This window comes from bacterium SCSIO 12827, from assembly GCA_024397995.1.
Taxonomy (GTDB): Bacteria; Pseudomonadota; Alphaproteobacteria; order Rhodospirillales; family Casp-alpha2; genus UBA1479.
Genome location: CP073746.1, coordinates 145,817 through 168,001, shown reverse-complemented (window position 1 = coordinate 168,001; position 22,185 = coordinate 145,817). Strand labels below are relative to the sequence as shown.

20 protein-coding genes and 1 riboswitch are annotated in these 22,185 nt (G+C 64.5%); of the genes, 10 read left to right on the top strand and 10 right to left on the bottom strand.

Features of this window, described 5'->3' with window-relative positions; genetic code table 11:
* The first annotated feature begins 12 nt into the window (after positions 1-12).
* Positions 13-945 carry a glyoxylate/hydroxypyruvate reductase A gene (locus KFF05_00810; protein ID UTW53516.1) on the top strand — a complete coding sequence of 311 codons (933 nt, stop codon included), beginning with the start codon at positions 13-15 and terminating at the stop codon, positions 943-945.
* Between the two features lie 4 nt (positions 946-949).
* On the opposite strand, the gene KFF05_00805 is transcribed toward KFF05_00810, so the two are convergent.
* Positions 950-1,765 (bottom strand): undecaprenyl-diphosphate phosphatase, encoded by an 816-nt coding sequence (locus KFF05_00805; GenBank protein UTW51976.1) that lies wholly within the window; start codon positions 1,763-1,765, stop codon positions 950-952.
* Between the two features lie 219 nt (positions 1,766-1,984).
* Here KFF05_00805 and gltB point away from each other — a divergent pair, with 219 nt between their 5' ends.
* Together gltB and KFF05_00795 are read left to right on the top strand one after the other, a co-directional pair.
* Entirely contained in the window at positions 1,985-6,610 is a 4,626-nt protein-coding gene (gltB, locus tag KFF05_00800; GenBank protein ID UTW51975.1) for a glutamate synthase large subunit, read from the top strand.
* A 3-nt stretch (positions 6,611-6,613) separates the two neighbouring features.
* Positions 6,614-8,059: a glutamate synthase subunit beta gene (locus KFF05_00795; GenBank protein UTW51974.1), complete on the top strand. Its 1,446-nt coding sequence runs from the start codon at positions 6,614-6,616 to the stop codon at positions 8,057-8,059.
* Between the two features lie 13 nt (positions 8,060-8,072).
* On the opposite strand, the gene KFF05_00790 is transcribed toward KFF05_00795, so the two are convergent.
* Complete coding sequence (locus KFF05_00790; GenBank protein UTW51973.1) at positions 8,073-8,684, bottom strand: PAS domain-containing protein; 612 nt, start codon at positions 8,682-8,684, stop codon at positions 8,073-8,075.
* Positions 8,685-8,749: 65 nt separating this feature from the next.
* Positions 8,750-9,289: a hypothetical protein gene (locus KFF05_00785; protein ID UTW51972.1), complete on the bottom strand. Its 540-nt coding sequence runs from the start codon at positions 9,287-9,289 to the stop codon at positions 8,750-8,752.
* Between the two features lie 92 nt (positions 9,290-9,381).
* Between KFF05_00785 and KFF05_00780 the strand changes: the two genes are divergently transcribed.
* From KFF05_00780 to KFF05_00770, 3 genes are read left to right on the top strand one after another with little or no spacing between them, the layout of a single operon-like run.
* Positions 9,382-10,092, top strand: a complete 711-nt coding sequence (locus KFF05_00780; protein ID UTW51971.1) for a gamma-glutamyl-gamma-aminobutyrate hydrolase family protein — start codon at positions 9,382-9,384, stop codon at positions 10,090-10,092.
* Complete coding sequence (locus KFF05_00775; GenBank protein UTW51970.1) at positions 10,089-10,937, top strand: NAD(P)-dependent oxidoreductase; 849 nt, start codon at positions 10,089-10,091, stop codon at positions 10,935-10,937. The genes KFF05_00780 and KFF05_00775 overlap by 4 nt, the downstream gene beginning before the upstream one ends.
* Positions 10,934-11,314, top strand: coding sequence for a DUF423 domain-containing protein (locus KFF05_00770; protein UTW51969.1), 381 nt, complete (start codon positions 10,934-10,936; stop codon positions 11,312-11,314). Before KFF05_00775 ends, KFF05_00770 begins: the two co-directional genes overlap by 4 nt.
* Here the strand turns inward: KFF05_00770 and KFF05_00765 are convergent.
* The 5 genes from KFF05_00765 to KFF05_00745 form a co-directional block, all read right to left on the bottom strand.
* Entirely contained in the window at positions 11,262-11,924 is a 663-nt protein-coding gene (locus KFF05_00765) for a hypothetical protein (protein UTW51968.1), read from the bottom strand. The genes KFF05_00770 and KFF05_00765 overlap by 53 nt on opposite strands.
* A 197-nt stretch (positions 11,925-12,121) precedes the next feature.
* Positions 12,122-13,729: a phosphoenolpyruvate carboxykinase gene (locus KFF05_00760; GenBank protein UTW51967.1), complete on the bottom strand. Its 1,608-nt coding sequence runs from the start codon at positions 13,727-13,729 to the stop codon at positions 12,122-12,124.
* Positions 13,730-13,963: 234 nt separating this feature from the next.
* Complete coding sequence (locus KFF05_00755) at positions 13,964-14,704, bottom strand: pyridoxamine 5'-phosphate oxidase family protein (GenBank protein UTW51966.1); 741 nt, start codon at positions 14,702-14,704, stop codon at positions 13,964-13,966.
* Positions 14,705-14,786: 82 nt separating this feature from the next.
* Positions 14,787-15,533 carry a CbtA family protein gene (locus KFF05_00750; protein UTW51965.1) on the bottom strand — a complete coding sequence of 249 codons (747 nt, stop codon included), beginning with the start codon at positions 15,531-15,533 and terminating at the stop codon, positions 14,787-14,789.
* A gap of 10 nt (positions 15,534-15,543) precedes the next feature.
* Complete coding sequence (locus tag KFF05_00745; protein UTW51964.1) at positions 15,544-15,729, bottom strand: CbtB-domain containing protein; 186 nt, start codon at positions 15,727-15,729, stop codon at positions 15,544-15,546.
* A gap of 83 nt (positions 15,730-15,812) precedes the next feature.
* Positions 15,813-16,064: riboswitch (cobalamin riboswitch) on the bottom strand.
* A gap of 226 nt (positions 16,065-16,290) precedes the next feature.
* Here KFF05_00745 and KFF05_00740 point away from each other — a divergent pair.
* Together KFF05_00740 and KFF05_00735 are read left to right on the top strand one after the other, a co-directional pair.
* Positions 16,291-16,983 (top strand): response regulator transcription factor, encoded by a 693-nt coding sequence (locus KFF05_00740; protein ID UTW51963.1) that lies wholly within the window; start codon positions 16,291-16,293, stop codon positions 16,981-16,983.
* 58 nt (positions 16,984-17,041) lie between these two features.
* Positions 17,042-18,751 carry a stimulus-sensing domain-containing protein gene (locus KFF05_00735; GenBank protein UTW51962.1) on the top strand — a complete coding sequence of 570 codons (1,710 nt, stop codon included), beginning with the start codon at positions 17,042-17,044 and terminating at the stop codon, positions 18,749-18,751.
* On the opposite strand, the gene KFF05_00730 is transcribed toward KFF05_00735, so the two are convergent.
* Together KFF05_00730 and KFF05_00725 are read right to left on the bottom strand one after the other, a co-directional pair.
* Positions 18,748-19,677, bottom strand: a complete 930-nt coding sequence (locus KFF05_00730; GenBank protein ID UTW51961.1) for a class I SAM-dependent methyltransferase — start codon at positions 19,675-19,677, stop codon at positions 18,748-18,750. The genes KFF05_00735 and KFF05_00730 overlap by 4 nt on opposite strands.
* A gap of 28 nt (positions 19,678-19,705) precedes the next feature.
* On the bottom strand, positions 19,706-20,485 hold the full coding sequence (locus tag KFF05_00725) for an SDR family oxidoreductase (protein ID UTW51960.1): 780 nt from the start codon (positions 20,483-20,485) through the stop codon (positions 19,706-19,708).
* 236 nt (positions 20,486-20,721) lie between these two features.
* Here KFF05_00725 and KFF05_00720 point away from each other — a divergent pair, with 236 nt between their 5' ends.
* Together KFF05_00720 and rapZ are read left to right on the top strand one after the other, a co-directional pair.
* On the top strand, positions 20,722-21,210 hold the full coding sequence (locus KFF05_00720; protein ID UTW51959.1) for an HPr kinase/phosphatase C-terminal domain-containing protein: 489 nt from the start codon (positions 20,722-20,724) through the stop codon (positions 21,208-21,210).
* The gene (rapZ, locus tag KFF05_00715) at positions 21,207-22,094 is read left to right on the top strand and encodes an RNase adapter RapZ (GenBank protein ID UTW51958.1); all 888 of its coding nucleotides are present in this window, start codon (positions 21,207-21,209) and stop codon (positions 22,092-22,094) included. Before KFF05_00720 ends, rapZ begins: the two co-directional genes overlap by 4 nt.
* Positions 22,095-22,185 lie beyond the last annotated feature (91 nt).

Here is a 22,185-nt window from a genome sequence, read left to right as displayed (position 1 = left end):
ACCGTTCTCTACATGGCCCCCGGGGATAAACCCGATCCCTGGCGGGACGCCTTTCTTGCGCAGATGCCCGACGCCGAATTCCGCGTGTGGTCCGACGACCCGGCCAAGGATGAAACCGGCGACCCCGCCGACATCCAATACGCCATCGTTTGGAAGCCCAAGCCGGGGGTGCTCAAAAGCCTGCCGAACCTGAAGGCGATCTTTTCCATGGGGGCCGGGGTCGATCATCTATGGAACGACCCGGAATTGCCGGACGGCGTGCCCCTGGTGCGCCTGGTCGACCGCTGCCTGACCCAGGGGATGAGCGAGTATGTCGTCTACTGGACGATCCATCATCACCGCAAGATGGGCGTCTATGCCGGCTGGGCCGCCGAACATCGGTGGAAACGCCTGCGCCAGGCCGACGCCGAACAGCGCCGGGTCGGCATTCTGGGCCTGGGCGAGTTGGGCAGCGACGCGGCGAAAAAGCTGGTGCCGTTGCATTATCAGGTCGCCGGCTGGGCACGCTCGAAAAAGGACATTCCCGGCGTCGAATGCTTTCATGGCCCGGATCAGCTGATCCCGTTCCTGAACCGCACGGAAATCCTGGTCTGCCTGCTGCCGCTGACGCCGGACACGCAAGGCATCATCAACAAGGACACCCTGGCCGCCCTGCCCGAAGGGGCCTGCCTGATCAACTGCGCGCGCGGCGGCCATGTGGTCGACGACGACCTGATCGCGGCGATCGAGTCAGGCCATATCGCGGGGGCGACGCTCGACGTGTTCCACACGGAGCCCCTGCCCGAAGATCATCCCTACTGGAGCCACCCCAAGGTCAACGTGACGCCGCATATGGCGAGCCTGACCGTGCCGCATTCATCGACGGAATGGTACGTTGCGAACATCCGGCGCATGGAGGCGGGGGAACCGCCGCTCAACACGGTCGATCGCGGCACGCGGTACTAGATCGTCAGTTGAACGGCCCGACGTAGCCGTAAGCCACGGCCAGCAGGAAAACCCCCAGCACGATGCGGTAGACCACGAAGGGCGTGAAGTTGGCGCGCCTGAGCCAGGCCATCATCAGGGCAATGGCGATCAGCGCCGTGACGAAGGCAAGGCCCGCCGCCGTGAAGGCGTCGGAAGTCAGCGCCGCATCACCGGATTTCCAAAGCTCGAAGCCCTTCAGCGCCCCCGCCCCGACGATCGCCGGAATCGACAGCAGCATGGAAAAGCGGGCGGCGTCCGTGCGCTCCATGCCCAGGAGCCGTGCCGCCGTCATCGTAATGCCCGAGCGCGAGGTGCCCGGGATCAGCGCCAGACATTGGGCGATGCCGATCACCAGGGCGTCGGAGATTTCCAGATGTTCGATACGCCGGAGCGTCATGCCGATGTGATCGACGACATACAGCAGAATCCCGAAGCCGAGGGTCGCCCAGGCGATCAATTCGAGAGAGCGCAGGCCGTTCGGATAATATTCGTTGAGGGCATATCCGGCGCCGATCACCGGCAGGGTCGCCAGGATCACCAGCCCCGCCAGCTTGGCCCCCCGGTCGCGCCGGCCCTTGAGCACGCGGCCCAGGCCCGACAGCATGTCCCAGATGTCGCGATGGACGTAGAGCACCACGGCACCCAGCGTCCCGACATGAACGGCGACGTCGATCAGCAATCCCTGGTCGGGCCAACCCAAAAGCCGGGGCGTCACAGCGAGATGGGCCGAGGAAGAGATCGGGAGAAACTCCGTGATCCCCTGAATCAGCGCCAAAATCGCAAGATGTAGTGTAGGCAAGGCTCTCTCCTACGACTTTTGGGTCTTCTAGCCGATCACCGGGGCGCTGCCAAGGGGCCGCGCGGGCCGGGACAGCAATTGTGCACCTGCTCATAAGGGCCGGAACGGGCCAATTTCCTGTGATTTTTATGACAGTTGAAGGAGGTTTTTGTTTGGCGTCCGGGGTCTGGATTGCTATCTAAATGGGCTCTCAAGAACCCGCGAATAGGAAGTTAACGCATGAGCCAGACCTCACGGCGCAACGGTTATGGACTGCCCGTTGAAGAGGGGATGTACGACCCCTTGAACGAGCACGACGCTTGTGGATTCGGCTTCATCGCCGACATTCATAATGAGCCGCGCCACGAGATCGTGCATCAGGCGCTGGATATCGTCCATCACATGGATCACCGGGGCGCGATCGGCGCCGATCCCATGGCCGGCGACGGTGCGGGGATTCTGATTCAGCTTCCCGACGCGTTCATCCGCAAGGTCTTCGCCAAGCAGGGCGTCGAGGTCCCGGCCAAGGGCGACTACGCGCTGGGCATGGTGTTCCTGCCGCGCGACCACAAGCTGCGCGACCTGGCGATCAAGGCCATCGAGAAGACCACCGCCGACGAAGGCCAGGTCCTGCTGGGCTGGCGCGACGTGCCGACGGACAACAGCGTGCTCGGCGAAAGCGTCAAGCCGAATGAGCCGGTTATCAAGCAGGTGCTGATCCAGCGCGGACCGGACACCGCCGACAACGCGGCGTTCGAACGCAAGCTCTACGTCATCCGCAAGCAGGCCCATCACGCCCTGTGGGACAAGGACGAAGGGTCCTGGCAGGACTTCTATTTCCCGTCCATGTCGTCGGCCACCATCGTCTACAAGGGCATGGTGCTGGCCCCCAACCTGTCCAAATATTACGTGGATTTCCAGGATCCCGATTTCGCCACAGCGATCGCCCTGTTCCACCAGCGGTTCTCGACCAACACCTTCCCGTCGTGGCGTCTGGCGCAGCCGTTCCGCTTCCTCTGCCACAACGGCGAGATCAACACCCTGCGCGGCAACCTCAACTGGATGAACGCGCGCCGCCATAACATGTCGTCGAAGATCCTGGGCGACGACCTGGAAAAATTGTGGCCGCTGATCGGCGACGGTTCGTCCGATTCGTCCACCTTCGACAACGCGCTCGAGCTTCTGGTCAGGGGGGGCTATTCCCTGTCCCACGCCATGATGCTGATGATTCCGGAAGCCTGGAACAACAACCCGCCGATGGCCCCCGAACGGCGTGCCTTCTACGAATACTTCTCGGCCCTGATGGAACCCTGGGACGGCCCCGCCGCCATGGCCTTCACTAACGGCCGGCAGATCGCGGCCACCCTGGACCGCAACGGCCTGCGCCCGGCGCGTTATATCGTCACCGACGACGGCCTGGTGGTGATGGCGTCGGAAGTCGGCGTGCTGCCGATCCCGGAAGAAAAGATCGTCCAGAAATGGCGCCTGCAGCCGGGCAAGATGCTGGTGGTCGACCTGGAACAGCACCGCATTATTTCCGACGAGGAAGTGAAGTCGGAACTGGCCGCCGAATATCCCTATCAGGAATGGCTGGACGCGACGCAGATCCATCTTGCCGATCTGCCGCCGGAAATCGGCCCGATGACGCCGGATTCCAAAACCCTTTTGGATCAGCAGCAGGCCTTTGGCTACAACCGCGAAGACCTCAAGTTCTTCCTCGACCCCATGGCCGAGAAGGGCGAGGACCCGGTCGGCTCCATGGGCCGCGACATTCCGCTGGCCATGCTGTCCGACAAGCCGCGCATGCTCTACGACTATTTCTTCCAGAACTTCGCGCAGGTGACCAACCCGCCGATCGACCCGATCCGCGAGGAACTGGTGATGTCGCTGGTCAGCTTCATCGGCCCGCGCCCGGACCTGCTCGACCTGGGGTCGGGCGGCACCCACAAGCGGCTTGAGGTTGATCAGCCGATCCTGTCCAACACGGATCTGGAGCGTATCCGCCGCATCGAAAACCACGTCGACGGCTCGTTCAAGACCTATACGCTGGACATCAGCTATCAGAACACGGGCCCGAACCGCCAGACCATGGCCCAGGCCGTGGACCGCATCTGCAACAAGGCGGAAAAGGTCGTGCGCGAGCAGGGCTACAACATCATCATCCTGTCCGATCGCGGGTTGGATGCCGACAACATCGCCATTCCGGCGCTGCTGGCGACGGGTGCCGTGCACCATCACCTGATCCGCAAGGGCCTGCGGACCGAGGTCGGGCTGGTCGTGGAAACCGGCGAAGCCCGCCGCGTGCATGATTTCTGCCTGCTGGCCGGCTACGGCGCCGAAGCCATCAACCCCTATCTCGCCTTCGACACGATTTCCAACATCGTGCAGGAAAAGGCCAGCGGCCTGTCCGAAGCCAAGGCCCATGCCTATTACATCAAGGCGGTCGGCAAGGGCATCATGAAGGTCATGTCCAAGATGGGCATCTCGACCTATCAGTCCTATTGCGGCGCGCAGATTTTCGACGCCGTCGGCCTTTCCGGCGAATTCATCGACGCCTATTTCACCGGCACGGCGACCAAGGTCGAAGGGGCCGGCATCACCGAGATCGCGGAAGAGACCGAACGCCGCCATGCGCTGGCCTTCGGCGACGCGCCGATCTACCGCTCGGAACTGGATGTCGGCGGCGACCTTGCCTTCCGTATCCGCGGCGAAGAACACGTGTGGACGCCGGAAACCATCGGCACCCTGCAGCACGCCGTGCGCTCGGCCAACTACAAGCAGTTCAAGGCTTATACCGCCAAGGTCGATAACCAGGTCGCCAAGCTGAAAAACCTGCGCGGGCTGTTCGACCTGAAGCCCGTGGGCAAGCCGGTGCCGCTGGACGAGGTTGAACCCGCATCCGAAATCGTCAAGCGCTTCGCCACCGGGGCCATGTCCTTCGGTTCCATCTCGTGGGAAGCCCATACAACGCTGGCCATCGCCATGAACCGCATCGGCGGTCGCTCCAACACGGGTGAGGGCGGCGAGGACGGGGTCCGCTACAAGCCCCTGCCCAACGGCGATTCCATGAAGTCGCGCATCAAGCAGGTGGCATCGGGCCGGTTCGGCGTGACCACGGAATACCTGGTTAATGCCGACGACCTGCAGATCAAGATGGCCCAGGGCGCCAAACCCGGCGAGGGCGGCCAGCTGCCCGGCCACAAGGTCGATGAATGGATCGCCCGCGTGCGGCATTCGACCCCGGGCGTCGGCCTGATTTCACCGCCGCCGCACCACGACATCTATTCCATCGAGGATCTGGCGCAGCTGATCCACGACCTCAAGAACGTGAACCCGAAGGCGCGGGTTTCGGTCAAGCTGGTGTCCGAAGTGGGCGTCGGCACGGTCGCCGCCGGGGTGTCCAAGGCCTATGCGGATCACGTCACCATTTCCGGCCACGACGGCGGGACGGGGGCCAGCCCGCTGACCTCCATCCTCAACGCGGGCGGTCCGTGGGAACTGGGCCTGGCGGAAACCCATCAGACCCTGGTCATGAACGCGCTGCGCGGCCGCATATCCGTGCAGGTCGACGGCGGGGTGCGCACCGGGCGCGACGTCGTGATCGGCGCCCTGTTGGGGGCCGATGAATTCGGCTTCGCAACCTCGGCCCTGATCGCCGAAGGCTGCATCATGATGCGCAAATGCCACCTGAACACCTGCCCGGTCGGCGTCGCAACGCAGGATCCGGAACTGCGCAAGCGCTTCACCGGGGAGCCCGAACACGTCGTCAACTTCTTCACCTTCATGGCCGAGGAAGTGCGCGAAATCATGTCCTCTCTCGGCTTCCGCACGATCAACGAAATGATCGGCCGGCGCGAAGCCCTGGACGTGCGGCCGGCGGTCGATCACTGGAAGGCCCATGGCGTCGACGTGACGCGGCTTTTGGCTCCGGTCAAGCCGGCCGAGGGCGTGGCCGTTTACAACTGTGAAACCCAGGATCACGGGCTCGACAAGGCGCTCGATCATCAACTCATCAAGCAGGCCAAGGACGCCATCGAGAACGGCACCCCGGTCAGCCTTGAGTTCCCGATCAAGAACATCAACCGCACGGTCGGCGCCATGATGTCGGGCGAGATCGCCCTGAAGTACGGCCACGAAGGCCTGCCAGACGATACCATTCACGTGAAGTTCACCGGCAATGCCGGGCAGAGCTTCGGTGCCTGGTTGACCAAAGGCGTGTCGTTCGAATTGATCGGTGACGCCAACGATTACGTGGGCAAGGGCCTGTCGGGCGGGCGCATCGCCGTCTATCCGTCGCCCAAAAGCCCGATCGTGCCGGAAGAAAACATCATCGTCGGGAATACCGTTCTTTATGGCGCCATCGCCGGGGAATGTTATTTCCGCGGTATCGCCGGTGAACGCTTCGCCGTGCGTAACTCTGGTGCGGCCGCGGTGGTTGAAGGCTGCGGCGATCACGGCTGCGAATACATGACCGGGGGCACCGTCGTCATCCTGGGTGAGACGGGCCGCAACTTCGCCGCCGGCATGTCGGGCGGCATCGCCTATATCCTGGATGAGGCGGGCAACTTCGACACGCTCTGCAATCAGGGCATGGTCGAGCTGGAGCCCATCGACGCCAACGAACCCGACGACGGCACCGCCGACGTCGCGTCGGACCCGATGCGTTTTGATGCGCGTCGTCTCAAGGGCCTGATCGAGAATCACCTGCGCTATACGGGCAGCTCGCGGGCCAAACACATCCTGGACAACTGGGACGCCTACCTGCCCAAGTTCGTCAAGATCATGCCGGTGGATTACCGCCGTGCGCTCCGCGAGATGCAGGAGCGCGCCGCCGGCGCAGAAACGGCCGCACTGGCCGGGGAATAAATAATGGGAAAACCCACTGGATTTTTGGAGATCGAGCGTCACGATCGGTCTTACCGCCCGGTTGAAGAACGCCTGAAGCATTGGCAGGAGTTCGTCGAACCGCTGACCGACGCGGAAGTGTCGGAGCAAGGGGCCCGCTGCATGGACTGCGGCATCCCCTACTGTCACCAGGGCTGCCCGGTGAACAACATCATTCCGGACTGGAATGATCTGGTCTATCGCAACAAGTGGCGCGAGGGGCTGGAGCTTCTGCATTCCACCAACAACTTCCCCGAGTTCACGGGCCGCGTCTGCCCCGCCCCCTGCGAGGCATCCTGCACCCTGAACCTTCAGGACGAACCGGTGACCATCAAGACCATCGAATGTTCGCTGGTCGACCGCGGCTGGGCCAAGGGCTGGATCAAACCGCAAATCCCGGTCCATCACACGGACAAGCGCGTCGCCGTCGTCGGCTCAGGCCCGGCGGGCCTGGCCTGCGCCCAGCAATTGGCGCGCGCCGGGCACAAGGTCGTGGTGTTCGAAAAGAACGAACGCATCGGCGGCCTGCTGCGCTTCGGCATTCCCGACTTCAAGATGGAAAAACACCTGATCGATCGGCGCATCGCGCAGATGCAGACCGAAGGGGTCGAATTCCGCCCCAACAGCCATGTCGGCGTGAACGTGGACGCGGGCGACCTTGTGAAGGACTTCGACGCGGTCGCGCTGTGCGGCGGCTCCGAAAGCCCCCGCGACCTGCCGGTACCGGGGCGTGAGCTGCCCGGCGTGCATTTCGCCATGGAGTTCCTGACCCAACAGAACCGCCGGGTCGCCGGGGTCAACACGCCCCAGGGTGCTGAGATCATGGCCACGGACAAACATGTCATCGTCATCGGCGGCGGTGACACGGGATCGGACTGCGTCGGCACCTCGAACCGCCATGGCGCGGCTTCGGTCACGCAGTTGGAGCTCATGCCCCAGCCGCCGGAAAAGGAAAATAAGGCCCTGACCTGGCCGGATTGGCCGCTCAAACTGCGCACCTCGTCCTCGCACCAGGAAGGCGTGGAACGGGATTTCGCGGTGATGACCAAGTCGTTCACCGCCGGCCCCGACGGACGGGTCAGCGCGCTGAACGGCGTGCGCCTGGAATGGCAGCCCAACGACAAGGGCGGCATGGACATGGTCGAAGTTCCGGGAAGCGAGTTCACCCTGAAGGCCGATCTGGTGCTGCTGGCCATGGGTTTCGTCCATCCGATCCACGACGGGATGATCGAAGCCATGGGTGTCGATCTCGACCCCCGCGGCAACATCCAGGCCGATACGGACAAGTACGCGACGTCCCTGCCCAAGGTCTATGCCGCGGGCGACATGCGCCGGGGCCAATCCCTGGTCGTCTGGGCGATCCGCGAGGGCCGTCAGTGTGCCAAGTCGATCGACGAATTCCTGATGGGGACCAGCGACCTGCCGCGCTGACCGGCGTACCTAACTAAGGTTTCTGCGCTTCCCCTGCAGCCGGCAAAGAGACGAATTCCGCATAGGAATCCGGATTATCGACGATGATCGCCGTTGTCGCGATCTTGTCCAGACGTCGGCCGTCCCCTGATGCGATCGGCAGGCGGAGGGTGATGCACACAGCCGCCTCCGCCGGCTTGTACGGATAGACGTTGCGGAACAGGATCGGGGCCCGCGCCGCCAGCACCAATCCGCATTGTTCGGCGATGATCGGCCCGGACTTGTCCGGCAGGGCGTCACGCACTTCGCGCCCCTTGTTTTCCCGCCCGTACAGTTCCGCCCGGCGGGTTCCCCAGAACCGATACACAAAACGCGCCACATCAGGCGTTTCACCGTCGACATCGACGACGACCGTCATGGGAACGACCGACGGTGGCAATTCATGAAGCTTGAAATTCGCCCATGCGGGCGCCCAATTATCACCACGCACGGCATTCCAATATTCGAATGCCTTCGCCATCTCACCAGGCATAAGCGCAGAATCAATCGGGAGCAGCGTGTACTCCAGGTAACCCATGCTGGACGTGACGGTATCGGTTACAGGCGCCATATCACTCATCTTAATCTCCGCCGGAATGGTGAACATTCCTGACTTCCTTGACCATCTAGCTTAAAGGGATGAAATCACCGAGGCTCTGCGGTCCGTGTTTCCTAGCCGCCATCGTTCAGCAGGCGCTTGACCTCTTCCGCGTGGCGCAAAAATTTCGTCGCCGCGACAATCTTCCCGATGCCGGGCCCGTGGTCGGCGGCAAGCGGCAGTCGCAGGGTCTGGCATTCGGCGACCAATCCGCTATCAAGTTTCCATGAGTTCTGCATCAGCACGGGACGGCCCGTATCGTAGACGGCCTGATACTGCGCCAGGACATCCGCCGCGTTCAATTCGCTCAGCCCGTCGATCACCGGCCTGCCCGTGGGGTCCGGGCGGTTGCCGAGGAACAGAAACCGCCCCGTGCCCCAGAACCGGTAGACGAAATCGGTCGGCGCCGGGCCGGTGTCCACAATTGTCAGAATTGCGAGAATATCCGGCTCCAGGTCGATCAGCCGAAATCCCTCCCCGATGGCGCCACCCCAAGGCGGCAGATCAGGGGGGGACGACAACCCTGTCCAGTATTCGAACAGCGCCGCCAATCTTGGTTCCATCACTTGGGGATCGATGGAAAGTGCTTCCATCCGCGGCTTCTGTTCGACCATTCTTCTCCCCTCGGGTATAAATCCCATTAAAGGTTAGGCCTTGATCCGATCGGAGATCAACCATTGCCCACAGATGATTTCATACGGCCGTGATGACCCGTCCCGTTATCGGCATCCTGCTTGACTACCAAGAAGAGGGTAGCTTTTCCCGACGCGCGCATTACGCGTTGCGCCAAGCGTATTTTGACGCCGTATGGACAGCGGGCGGATTGCCCGTGGGCCTGCCCTATATCGCAGAGGGATGGGACGACTATCTGGAGGCCGTCGGCGGTGTCATCGTGCCGGGCGGCTTCTACCCCTTCCCTGAGGTCTATTACGGCGGCGAGATCGTCGTCGCCGAAGCGCCCCATCCCCGCCATGCGGCCGAGGTCCCTCTGGTGCGGGCCGCCATCGACCAGGATGTCCCCTTGTTGGGCATCTGCGCCGGCCTTCAGGTGCTGGCCGCGGTCGAGGGTGCGAGCCTGATCCGCGACTTGAAATCTGAAATCGCGGGTCCCATCGACCATCTCAATGAAAAACCGGCGGAAGAACCCGCCCATGCGGTGACCGTGATGCCGGATACCCTGTTGCATCGGATCGTCGGGCACGATGAGATCATGGTCAACACAGCACACAACGAAGCCCCCCGCCCGCTGCCGCCGACGCTGGTGGTCAACGCCGTGGCGCCGGACGGGGTGATCGAAGGGGCCGAACGCCCCGACCGAAAATTCTGCATGGGCGTCCAGTGGCATCCGGAATTCTTTTTGGATAAGCGTGATCCCAATCAGGCCCTGTTTCGCGCCCTGGTCGAGGCCGCGCGGTGAGCGGTCCGACTGGCGGCACGGCGACCATCGGCATTGCCGGCTGCGGCACCATGGGTCTGCCCATGGCGGAATGTCTGCTGGCGGCGGGGGTCGATGTCTGGGGCCATGACGTCAGAAATATTGACGAATTCGGAAATTTCGCACCGCGCATGATCGCGGATGCGGGTGATTTCGCCGCGCGCTGCGACATCGTGCTGTCCGTGGTCCGCGATCTGCGGCAAACGGAAGATCTGTGTTTCGGCGATCAGGGCATCCTGCGGCGGGATCGCCGCCCGGATCTATTCGTGACCTGCTCCACCCTGTCACCGCGCGCCGTGGCCGATTTGGCGGCGTGCATGCCGGACGGCGTCGATTTCGCCGACGCCCCCATGTCGGGCGCCCCCTATCGCGCCGCCCGTGGCACGCTGACCTTCATGGTCGGCGGCGCCGAGTTGACGGTGGAGCGCCTGATGCCCCTGTTCAAGATCATGGGCGACGGCATTCATCATCTCGGTCCCGTGGGTGCCGGCATGACCTGCAAGGTGCTGAACAATTTCGTCGGCGTGGTCGGCGTGGTCGCCGTGCGCAAGGCCCTGGCCTCGGCCCAGGCCCTCGGCCTCGACCGGCGCCGACTGTTGGACGTCATGGCCATGTCGTCGGGGTCCACCTGGTACGGCGACAACATCAACGCCATCGACTGGTCGCGCCAAGGGTATGATCCGAACAACACCATCGGCATCATCGAAAAGGACGTGAAGGCCTATCTCGACGCCCTGGATGATGGCGGTGGCGCGTTCGAAGCGGCATTGCTGGACGAACTGCGCGAACTTGAGCCCCTTGATCTTGAACCGGAGCCACAGTCGTGACGGGGCGTTGGTGGATCGTTCTGGCCGGCGTTTCAGGCGCCCTTGCCGTGGCGCTGGCCGCCTATGGCAGCCACGGGCTGGAGGGCGATGCGGTCCTTAAGGACCAGTTCGCCACCGCCAACCGCTTTCACATGTGGCACACCCTGGCCCTGATCGGCGCGGCCCTGGTCCGGGATCGGGTAGGGACCAGGGCCGGGCCGTGGGCCGCTGGGGCGGCGGCCCTGTTCACGTTGGGCATCCTGCTTTTCTCGGGCGCGCTCTACGGTGCGACGGCGCTCGGTCTATGGAGCCTGACCTTTCTTGCCCCCTGGGGCGGCTTTGCCCTTATGGCCGGCTGGCTGGCGCTCGCCGTGGCGGGGTTTCGCGCAAGGCCCTGACGGGCGCGGCGTGCCACCCGGCACCCCCCTGCCCTCTGGGCGGCAGATGGACGAAACGGTGGCCCCGAACCGTGAAGGCCGCGGACAATGCCGTCATGTCGTCGATCAGCGGCTGTTGCCAGTCGGGGCCGACCAGACGCAAGGCCATGGCCTGGGCCCGGTCGCCATCGCCCGCCTGCACGGCGGCGGCAAGCGCCACCAGGGCGCGTTCGTCGCCGGTGGTCGTGCGCTTCCAGGCCTTGTGAAAATGCATCATGCGGCGCCCCCCGGCATTGAGGGTTTCGATCACCCCGCGCAGCGCCTCCATCGCCCGGATGGCCGGCACCTCGCCGAAATGGGCGCGGTACTGCACGCCGATCAGGGGCCAGTTTTCCGGCCCGTGTAGCCACAGGCGGATCGGTTTGATCAGCAGGCATTCGGGCAGGTCGAGGTCGGAGAAATCAAGCCGCCGGGGACGTTCCGTCCCCTGGTCCATGGCGCCGCAGGCCGCAACATGATGGCGCAGGCCGCAACGCCCGGCAGCCGGCACGGTACCGCCGACGACATCGTCCCCGGCCTCGTAGCCGAAGGTGCGCGGTGCCACCACCGGCGCACCGGCGCCCCTCCGCATCGCCCCGTCGATCCTGTCTCCGCCGCCAGGTCCCATATGTCCCATCAATGCCGTCCCATGTGCTGTTTGTTCATGTAAATCCATGCAATTGCAAATCATTCGCATTTGCATGTCAAGCAAAAACCAACCTGTCTTGCACACAGAAAAACCGGCGCCCCAGGAGGGCGCCGGTTTTCCGGTCGATATGAGGCGCGGGATTAAGCGGCGGCGCGAATGGCCGCAGCTTTCACGCTGTCTTCCACATGGCTTTCGAACTGGCCGAAGTTGGCTTCGAAACGCTGGGTCAAATCGCGCGCCTGGGCGTCGTAGGCGGCGGCGTCGGCCCAGGTGTTCTTGGGGTTGAGGACCTCCGTCGGCACGTTCGGGCAGGCGTTGGGCACCAGCACCCCGAAGTTGGGATCGGGGGTGAAGCCGGCGGCGTCGAGCTTGCCATCCAGCGCCGCGTGCAGCATGGCCCGGGTATAGGCGATCTTCATGCGCTCGCCCACGCCGTAGCCGCCACCGGACCAGCCCGTATTGACGAGCCAGCATTTGGCGTTGTGCTTGGCCATCTTTTCGCCCAGCAGCTTAGCATAGACCGTGGGATGGCGCGGCATGAAAGGGGCGCCGAAGCAGGTCGAGAACGTCGCCTGCGGTTCCTTCAGGCCCCGTTCCGTGCCGGCAACCTTGGCCGTATAGCCGGACAGGAAATGGTACATGGCCTGATCCGGGGTCAGCTGGCTGATCGGCGGCAGGACGCCGAAGGCATCGCAGGTCAGCATGACGATGTCCTTGGGCTGCCCCCCGCATCCGGTGGTGGACGCATTGTGGACCTTGGAGATGTCGTAGCTGACGCGGCCGTTTTCCGTGAGCGACGGATCGAAGAAATCCAGTTCACCGGAGACCGGGTCCATCACCACGTTCTCGATGATCGAGCCGAATGTATGGCAGAGATCGAAGATTTCCGGCTCCGCCTCATGGGTCAGGTTGATGGTCTTGGCGTAGCAGCCGCCTTCGAAGTTGAAGACCCCGACATCGCCCCAGCCATGTTCGTCGTCACCGATCAGCGTGCGCGAGGAATCGGCCGACAGGGTCGTCTTGCCGGTGCCCGACAGGCCAAAGAAGATCGCCGTGGCGCCGTCGGCACCCTGGTTGGCGGAACAATGCATGGGCAGCACGTCGCGCGCCGGCATCAGGAAATTCATGATCGAGAAGATCGACTTCTTGATTTCGCCGGCATAGGCCGAACCGCCGATGATGATCATGCGACGCGAAAGGTGCACGACAATGAAGGTGCCGGACGTGGTGCCGTCCTGGGCCGGATCGGCGGTCAGCGACGGCGCCTGGATGACCGTAAACTCGGGCTCGAACCCGGCCAGGTCATCGCGCGGCGGCTGAATGAACATGTTGCGCGCGAACAGATTGTGCCAGGCTTCCTCGGTCACCACCCGGACCTTCAGGAGGTAATCGGGATGGGCGCCGGCATAACAGTCCTGCACGAAGGCGTCCTTGCCCTGGTAATGCTTTTGCATCTTGGCGAGCAGGCCGTCGAAATGGGCCTCGGAAATCGGGCGGTTGACGTTACCCCACCAGATCTCGCCCTTGGTGGCGTCTTCCTCGACGATAAAACGGTCGTTGGGGGAGCGGCCCGTGTGCTGACCCGTTTCGGTAACGATGGCGCCGCCGGCCGAAACCCGGCCTTCGCCGCGGCGGACCGCTTCTTCGAACAGATGATGGGCATCAAGGTTCCAAAAGGCCCGTTTGACCCCCGCCAATCCGTGGTTGTCCAATCCGAAGCTGGAAATGAAGTGTCCTGCGTTCTCCACAATAAACTCCCTGAGGATAATGATTACGCCCGTCACCCGCGGCGATGCGGTGACCGTTTCGATTCGATGAAAGGGATGGATAAACGCCGACGGCCGCCCCCCGGCGGATCGTCACGCGCGATGTCCCTGGTGTTTCCCTGCGCCCTGTTAATCAAGGTTTCCAGCAAAACCTAGCCTTCCCGACAAGAGGGGGCAACATTCCTTTCACATTTTTGCCGCCGAAAATACCGGGTTTCAGGACTTGGCCCGCGCCTTTGCCGCGAGATCGACCAAAGCCTGCCGTAGGCCGCCCGCATCGGCCGCCAGGGCATCGAATTCAAGGCGCGCCGGGGCGTCGTTCCGCATCAGGTCCAGGCCCCAGGGATCGCAGGCGACGGCGCGCCAGCCCTGGCCTTTTCTGCGCAACAGCTTGTTGGCGTAAAGGTCGAGGGCCGAGCCATGGTCGGCATTCATATGATCGATGACGCCTGCTTCCGCTTTGGCGACGGCGCGCACGGCGGCCGGGGGCGGCGCGATGTCGGCCGCCTTCAGCCATTGCGCGCGGGCGAACCCGCCGACCAGATGCACCCGGTCGATGTCCATGCGGTAAAATCCGAAGTCGCCAAAATCGGCATAGCGCACAGCCCCCGGATGGCGGGCCAGAAAGCGGGCGCGATGGCGCTTCGCCGTGGTCGGGACGACCGTGCCGAGAACCGAGATGCGCGGCCCCTGCTGCGGGTTCTTGTGGCGCAGGGCGCGTTCGATCAGCAGCGACGCCTTTGGGTCTTTCGCAAGATTGCCCGTGTGATCGGACAGGCCGGAAAACAGAAAAATGGGGGAGCCGTCCGTATCCGGCGCATAGGTGACGAGCGAACCGTAGGGCCAATGCGCGCGCCCCCGAAAGGTCGTGGACAGGACACCGGCGCGCCCGCCCATCAGCAGGCGACGAATCTCGGCAATCAGGGCATCTCGGGGAACGGAAGGCGGGCGGACCATCGCGGCGGAACCTCCTTGAACGGCGGGCGGCGGAACCGTCCCGCCGCCCGGCATTCAAGACTGCCCGAAGGCAGGACGCTGCTCAAGTCAGCTGAAAGCGTTTGGCCAGGGTGCCCGTGGCAAAGCCGAGAAAAGCCCAGAAGGCCGCCGCCGTGACCAGGGAGGCGGCAACGAAATGGGCCGCCAGTTCCGGCGGCACGGGCCCGCCCATGGCGTCGGCCTGGGGCGCCCCCAGGATATGGGGCAGGGCAAGCATCGCCGCCCCGGCCCAGGGCATCCAGCGTTGAGCACCGAGAAACATCAGACCAAGCCCGCCCGCCGTCAGGGCGGCGCAGAGTATCCACCAGCCCTGCCGGCCGGTCAGTTCGGCGGCCATGGCGCCCGGCACCTCGGGCGGCAGGCCCAGGGCCGGCGCCAGGGACACGACCGCGAACCCGGCCATGCCCCAGATCACACCCTGCCGGCCGTCGACGGGCCGGCCGCGCATGAACATCACCGCCGTCAGCACCAGGGCGAAGCCGATCGCCGTCAGCACGTTTGTCAGGGTGGTGAACAGCGTCCGCTCCAGCCCGTCTTCTGGCGACCAGATTTGGGCTTCCGCGTTCGAGCCATGATCGGCCGCCCCATGGGCAAGGTAGAGCCGCCCGCCGGTCAGCCCGCGCGCCGTCAAATCCAATTGGGCGTGACCGCCCAGGGACGCCGCAGGTTTGCCTTCGAATGTCTCGGCATGAAGAATGATCGGCGTGGTCGTGAAGTGCTGCAGCACCGATACGGCCAGCCCAGCCGCCAGCCCGGCCAGCAGCGCGACCGCAAAAATACGTCCTGTCATGATGGCCCCCTTAGTGGCAGGGGAAGGAAAAAGCGTGGCGCGTATCGTGGGCAGCGTTGTGGATGGCTTCCGGATGGGCGAAGCCCGTGCCGAACACCAGGAACGCCCCGAACATGAGAGCAAGAACCGCCGGCGCGGCGCGCTCGGCAACCGTGGTGTGAACGGCCTGTTGGGTATTTTCAGTGTGTACAGTCATTGCGTGAAACCTCCGATTTCAAAAACGTCGCGTTAAGGTTTCACCGCTGCGGCATACCGCCCCTGCAGGACCCCCGTCCTTCGGGTAACGCGGTGACAGGTGGCAGGTCTCCTGGCTTGTGGGTCGTCGTACCGTCCGGCCTTCCCGGGCACCCCACCTTCCTTGCGGAAGAATCAGGCGTCCAGTGGCGCGACGGTGAACGGTACTCGCCACTCACAGTTGCGGGGGCAGCCACGTTTCGGGGGCCCCCGGATTGGGTCTGCTCCGTTTCGTGTTCCCTCTTAGCCCCGGGGCCTCATGCCCTTGATCGGGGAACCACCTGGCCGGACTATAAGGAACGGGGAGGGCGATGGTCAACGGAATGCCGCCACCCGGTCGCCGGTTTTGCCTTATTTCCCCCTTGGGATTGGTCAAACACGCCCCATTCGCGTTAAAATTCTGCCATAAAGGCGGACGAGAGTGGCCTTCCGCCGGAGGGGCCTTATGGCAAATCCGGCATATCGTCATTCGCCGCCCGGCGGGCCATCCGATCCCCCGCCGGCGACCCGCAAGGAGATTTCCATGCCCAGTTCCATCGCCCTGGTCGACGACGATCAAAACATCCTGACTTCCGTGTCCATGGCGTTGGAGGCCGAAGGCTACAACGTCACCACCTATTCCGACGGGGCCGAAGCCCTGGAAGGCCTGGGCCGGGCGCCCGTGGACCTGGCCGTGCTCGACATCAAGATGCCGCGCATGGACGGGATGGAGCTGTTGTCCCGTATCCGCGAGCGCGACAACCTGCCGGTGATCTTCCTGACCTCCAAGGACGACGAGGTCGACGAAGTCGTCGGCCTGCGCATGGGGGGGGACGACTATATCAAGAAGCCGTTTTCCCAGCGCCTGTTGATCGAGCGCATCCGCGCCGTGCTGCGCCGCCGGGAACTGGAAGGCAAAGAGCCCGATTCCAAGGACGTGGTGCGCCGGGGTGAATTGGTGCTCGACCCGTCCCGCCACCTTTGCACCTGGAAGGGCAAGGAGGTGAACCTGACGGTCACCGAATTCCTGATCGTCGAGGCCCTGGCCCGCCGCCCCGGCCATGTCAAAAACCGCGACCAGTTGATTGACGCCGCCTATGGCGAGAATATCTATGTCGACGACCGAACGATCGACAGTCACATCAAGCGGCTGCGCCGCAAATTCCGTGCCGTGGACAATGAATTTTCGGAGATCGAAACGCTGTACGGCATCGGCTACCGCTATAAGGCGGAATAGCTTGCACGCAGCACCGATCGCCGCGTTTGCCGCCCTGTTCCGGGGCTTAAGGGGGCCCATGGCCAAGGACGGAACCCATCCTGAGGACGGCCCGACCGCGCCGGAGTCCCCGGCGGGCGGCGGCAGTGCGTCCGCCGGGCCGGCGGAAGACGCCCCGCGCAGCGGCGAGCGGCAGCGCAAGCGGCGCCTGATCTCGCCGATTTCCGTTCATATCCTGGCCATCAACATGCTCGCCCTGTCGATCCTGGTAGCCGGGGTGCTGTACCTGGGCGACTACCGGCAAAGCCTGATCCGCGCCGAGCTGTCGGCCTTGCGCACCCAGGCGCAGTTGTTCGCCGTGGCCCTGGCCGAAGGCGCCATGCATCTGGACCAATCATCGGAACAGCAGGTCGCCACCAACATCCGCAACCAGATGCTGCGCCGGTTGGTCGAGGCCACGGGCACCCGCGCCCGCCTGTTCAACCGGGCCGGCGAACTGGCCGCCGACTCGCGCTATTTCGGCAAGACCCGTCAGGCGGTGGAGGTCGAACAACTGCCGCCGCCGGGCACCGGCGAGGGCGGCACGGCCGACGCCGTGTTCGACATCTACGACCGCCTCACCCGTTGGCTGCCGGGGACCCTGCCGCTCAGCCATTACCGGGAAATCCCGGAACCTTCGGCGGCCGATTATCCCGAGGTCATGTCCGCCCTGATGGGCGACGACAGCCGGATCGTGCGGGCCTATTCCCAGGACAGCATGATGCTGTCGGTCGCCGTGCCCGTGCAGCGCTACAAGCGCATCCTGGGGGCGCTGATGCTGACCAAGCCGTCGGCCACCATCGACAACGCGCTGCTGGACGTGCGTCTGGATATCCTGAAGATCTTCGGCGTCGCCATCGCCATCACCACGTTCCTGTCGATCTATCTGGCGCGCACCATCGCGCGCCCCGTGAAGCGTCTGGCTGCCGCCGCCGACCGCGTGCGACGCGACCACAGCCGCGAAGAGGAAATCCCCGATTTCACCACCCGCAACGACGAAATCGGCGATCTGTCCCATGCGCTCCGCGGCATGACGGCGGCGCTCTGGACCCGCATGGATGCGATCGAGCGGTTCGCCGCCGACGTGGCGCATGAGATCAAGAACCCGCTGACCAGCCTGCGCAGCGCGGTCGAGACCGCGGCCCGGATCAAGGACATCGACCAGCAACGCAAGCTGATGTCGATCATCCAGGACGACGTCGGCCGCCTGGACCGGCTGATCTCCGACATTTCCGACGCATCCCGCCTGGATGCCGAACTGTCACGTTCACACCGCGAGCCGGTCGATCTGGCCGGCATGCTGTCGACCCTGGCCGATGTCCATGCGACGACGGCGGCGGACGGGGGGCCGAAACTGGTGCTGGAAGTCATGGACGGCGAGAAACTGTCGGTGCAGGGCATGGAAGGCCGCCTGGTCCAGGTGTTCCGCAACCTGATCGCCAATGCCGTGACCTTCAGCCCACCGGGCGGCGCCATCCGCATCACCGCATCGCGCGACCGCAAGGCCGCGGTCGTCACCATCGACGACGAAGGCCCCGGCATCCCCCCCGGCAAGGAAGAGGCGATCTTTCAGCGCTTCTACACGGAACGCCCGCAGGGGGAAAAATTCGGCACCCATTCGGGCCTGGGCCTGTCGATCTCGCAGCAGATCGTCGACGCCCACGACGGCACCATCCGCGCGTCCAACCGCATCGGCGCGGACGGCAAGGTTCTGGGCGCCCGGTTTACGGTCTGCCTGCCGGCCGCCTAGGCCTTCTTCAGGCTGACCAGGATGGTGTCCGCCGCCATCTGCCCACCGACCCGTTCGCGGTTTCGGTGATCGGCCAGGATGCGGCGGAATTCGCCCCAGTTGGCGAGCACCACCGGCAGGCGGGCGAGGCCGCGGACCCGGCCTTCGCCCCGTACCTTATCGCAGGTATGCTTGAGCGCCCGTTTCCAGGGCGCCTTGGCCTTGGGCATCCAGGTTTCCAGATCCAGCCCCAACACCCGCGCCAGGCCGCCGAGAGCCTGGATGTTCCATCGCGTCATGTGATGGGGCGGCAGGTTCATGACGTCGTCATGCAGGTATTCGCGGCTCATCGGTGAATAGGGCACGGAAAACAGGATGCGGCCCTTCGGCGCCAATAGGTTTTTCACGGCCCCCATGAGGGCCCCCGGCGTCGCGACATGCTCCAAAACATGGCTGAGCACCACGGCGTCATAAGACCCCGCGGCCTTGGTGATGACCTGTTCCAGGGTGTCGCGGCGCACGTCGAGCCCGCGCGCCTGCGCCTTCTTGACCGAACTTTCCGACAGGTCGATGCCCTGGGCCGTGACCTGGGGCAGGTCTTTCAGCGTTTCCAGGAAATCGCCCTGCCCGGCGCCCAGCTCCAGCAGGCGCAGCGGCCGCGCCTCCGCCGCCAGCACATCCTTGATCCGCGCCCATTCCCAGCGCCCTTGGGCGTGGTACTTGGCGAACCCGGTCAGCCAGTCGTAGAACGCCGCCCCCCCTGCCAACATGGGGTCCGCATAAACCAGGGCGCAGTCGGCGCAGCGTACGATGTCGTAGTCGCCGGGCACGGCCCCCGCGGGCGGGGCGGCCCCGAACACGGCGTCGAGCCCGCGCGCGATCTCGTCCGCGCCGAGGTGGCGGATCACGGCGCCGGGGCCGGAACAGACGGGGCATTTCGCGGTCATGGCCGCCCTTATACCCCCAGACGGCGGATCAGTAATTAACCGATTCGCCGGAGCCGCCGTCGACCGCGATGCATTGGCCGGTAACCATCCCCGCCATGGGCGAGCAGAAGAACAAGACCGCATTGGCCATGTCCTCGGGCGCGACCAGCCGGCCCATGGGAATTTCCTGCTCCCGCTTGGCCATGGCGTCTTTCAGGCTGATGCCCGCGTCATTGGCTTCGCGCTGGAAAATCTGCATGACCCGTTCCGTCGCCGTGAAGCCGGGATGCACGCAGTTGATGGTCACCCCGCCCTTGGCCGCGCGGGTCGCCAATTGCTTGGTAAAGTTGGCCACACCGGCGTTGACCACGCCGTTGGTCACCCGCAGGGGGGCGACGATGCGCGCCGTCATGCCGCCGATGTTGACGATGCGGCCCCAGCCCTTTGCCTCCATGCGCGGCAACAGAATCCGCGCCAGGCGGATATAGGCCATCAGCTTGACGTCGATGTGGTAGCGGAACAGTTCGTCCGTCTGCTCATCAAAGGGGGCCGCGGTCGAAGTCACGGCGTTATTCACCAGGATGTCGATCCCGCCGGCGGCGGCCAGGGCCTGGTCGGCGAATTTTTCCACATCCTCCAGCTTCGACACGTCGGCCTGGAACGGCCAGGCTTCGACCCCAAGTTCGCGGATGTCCGCCGCCGTCGCCTCCAGGCTGTCCGCCGTGCGTCCGCACAGCGCGATATTGGCCCCCTGTTCGGCCAGGGTCAGCGCGATGGCGCGGCCGATGCCGCGCGAGCCGCCGGTGACGAAGGCGGTCTTGCCCTTCAATTCGAAATCCCTGTGATCTGTCCTCCCGTGAGGTTCTGCGATGCCCCCGCTTGCGCGCAGCATGGCGCAGCGAAACGGCCCCGTCCACGGGGGGCCTTGTGAATTTTCCCCACGCGCGGGCGGTTTGCAAAAAACCGGGACAAGAAAATGTACCGATAGCGCCGATGGGTCTTTTTAAGTCTCAAGAATTGGCTGGACAGGACCGGCAAGCCATTCCAACCTCCCCGCTTATGCGGATGGTTCATGAACAAGTCCATGCCACCTGCGTCGCCATCGGCGGCGCGGGCGTCCTGCTGCGCGGCCCGTCAGGGGCGGGCAAGTCGGATCTGGCGCTGCGCCTGATCGACGGGGGCGGTGCCGACGGCCCCCGCCTGGTCGCCGACGATCGGGTCGACCTCAGCCTGCGCACCGGGCGCGTCTGGGCGCGGGCCCCTGGGCCTCTCAAGGGCCTGTTGGAAGTACGCGGCGTCGGCATCATGCCCATGAAGGCCCTGGACGAAGCCCCCATCGCCCTGGTCTGCGACTTGGTCGCTCCGCCTTTGGTCGAGCGCCTGCCCGAAGTCGTGACGACCCCGATCCTGGACCTGGACATTTCCTTCATCCGGCTGGCCCCGTTCGAAGCCTCGGCCCCCGCCAAGATCCGACTGGCGCTGCGCCGTCTGCCCTGGGAAGCGGTGGACGGTGACACCGATATCATCGCGGGCCGCATCGGAGAACACTCATGACGCCCGGCAACGAACAGGCGCCGCCGACCGGGAAACTGCCGCTGGTGCTGGTCACCGGGGTATCGGGGGCCGGCAAGTCATCGGCCCTCAAGGCGCTTGAGGACATGGGGTTCGAGGCCGTCGACAACCTGCCGCTGTCATTGATGGGCCGGCTGGTCGCCCCCGGGGCGTTTCCCCATCCCATCGCCGCCGGCGTCGACATCCGCACCCGCGAGTTCGGTGCCGAGGCATTCTTGGAACAGGTCGCGGAACTGCGCGCGCGCGCCGATGTCGACGTGAAGGTCCTGTTCATGGACTGCGACGATCAGGTGCTGACCCGCCGCTATGCCGAAACCCGACGCCGTCATCCGCTGGCCATCGACCGGCCCGTGGCCGACGGCATCCGCCAGGAACGCACCCTTCTGGCCCCCGTGCGCGAACAGGCCGACGTGGTGATGGATACCTCCGACATGTCGCTGGGCGCCCAGAAGGCGGCCATGGAAGACCATTTCGCCGTTCAGAGCGACCCGGGCCTGCCTGTGTTCGTGGTCTCCTTTTCCTACAAAAACGGCGTGCCGCGCGACGCCGACCTGGTGTTTGACGTGCGGTTCCTGAAGAACCCCCATTACGACCTGGACCTGCGGCCCCTGACCGGCCTGGACGAAAAAGTCGGCCTGCATGTCGCGGGGGATCCCGGGTTCGACGAATTTTTCAGCCACCTGACGGCCCTGTTGGGGCCGCTGCTGCCGCGCTATGCGGCCGAGGGAAAAAGTTATCTGACCATCGCCATCGGCTGCACCGGCGGGCGTCATCGCTCCGTCTATGTTGCCGAGCGCCTGGGCGCTTGGCTGGACAGCCAGGGAGAAAAGGCGCGGGTGCGCCATCGCGACTTGGACAAACGATGAAATTCGTACCAATATCCCTTTCCGGAAAGATACCGAAGCGGACCAAATAAGCCGCCGGGCCGGGGAGCCGCTACTTCTTGAGGGACACACT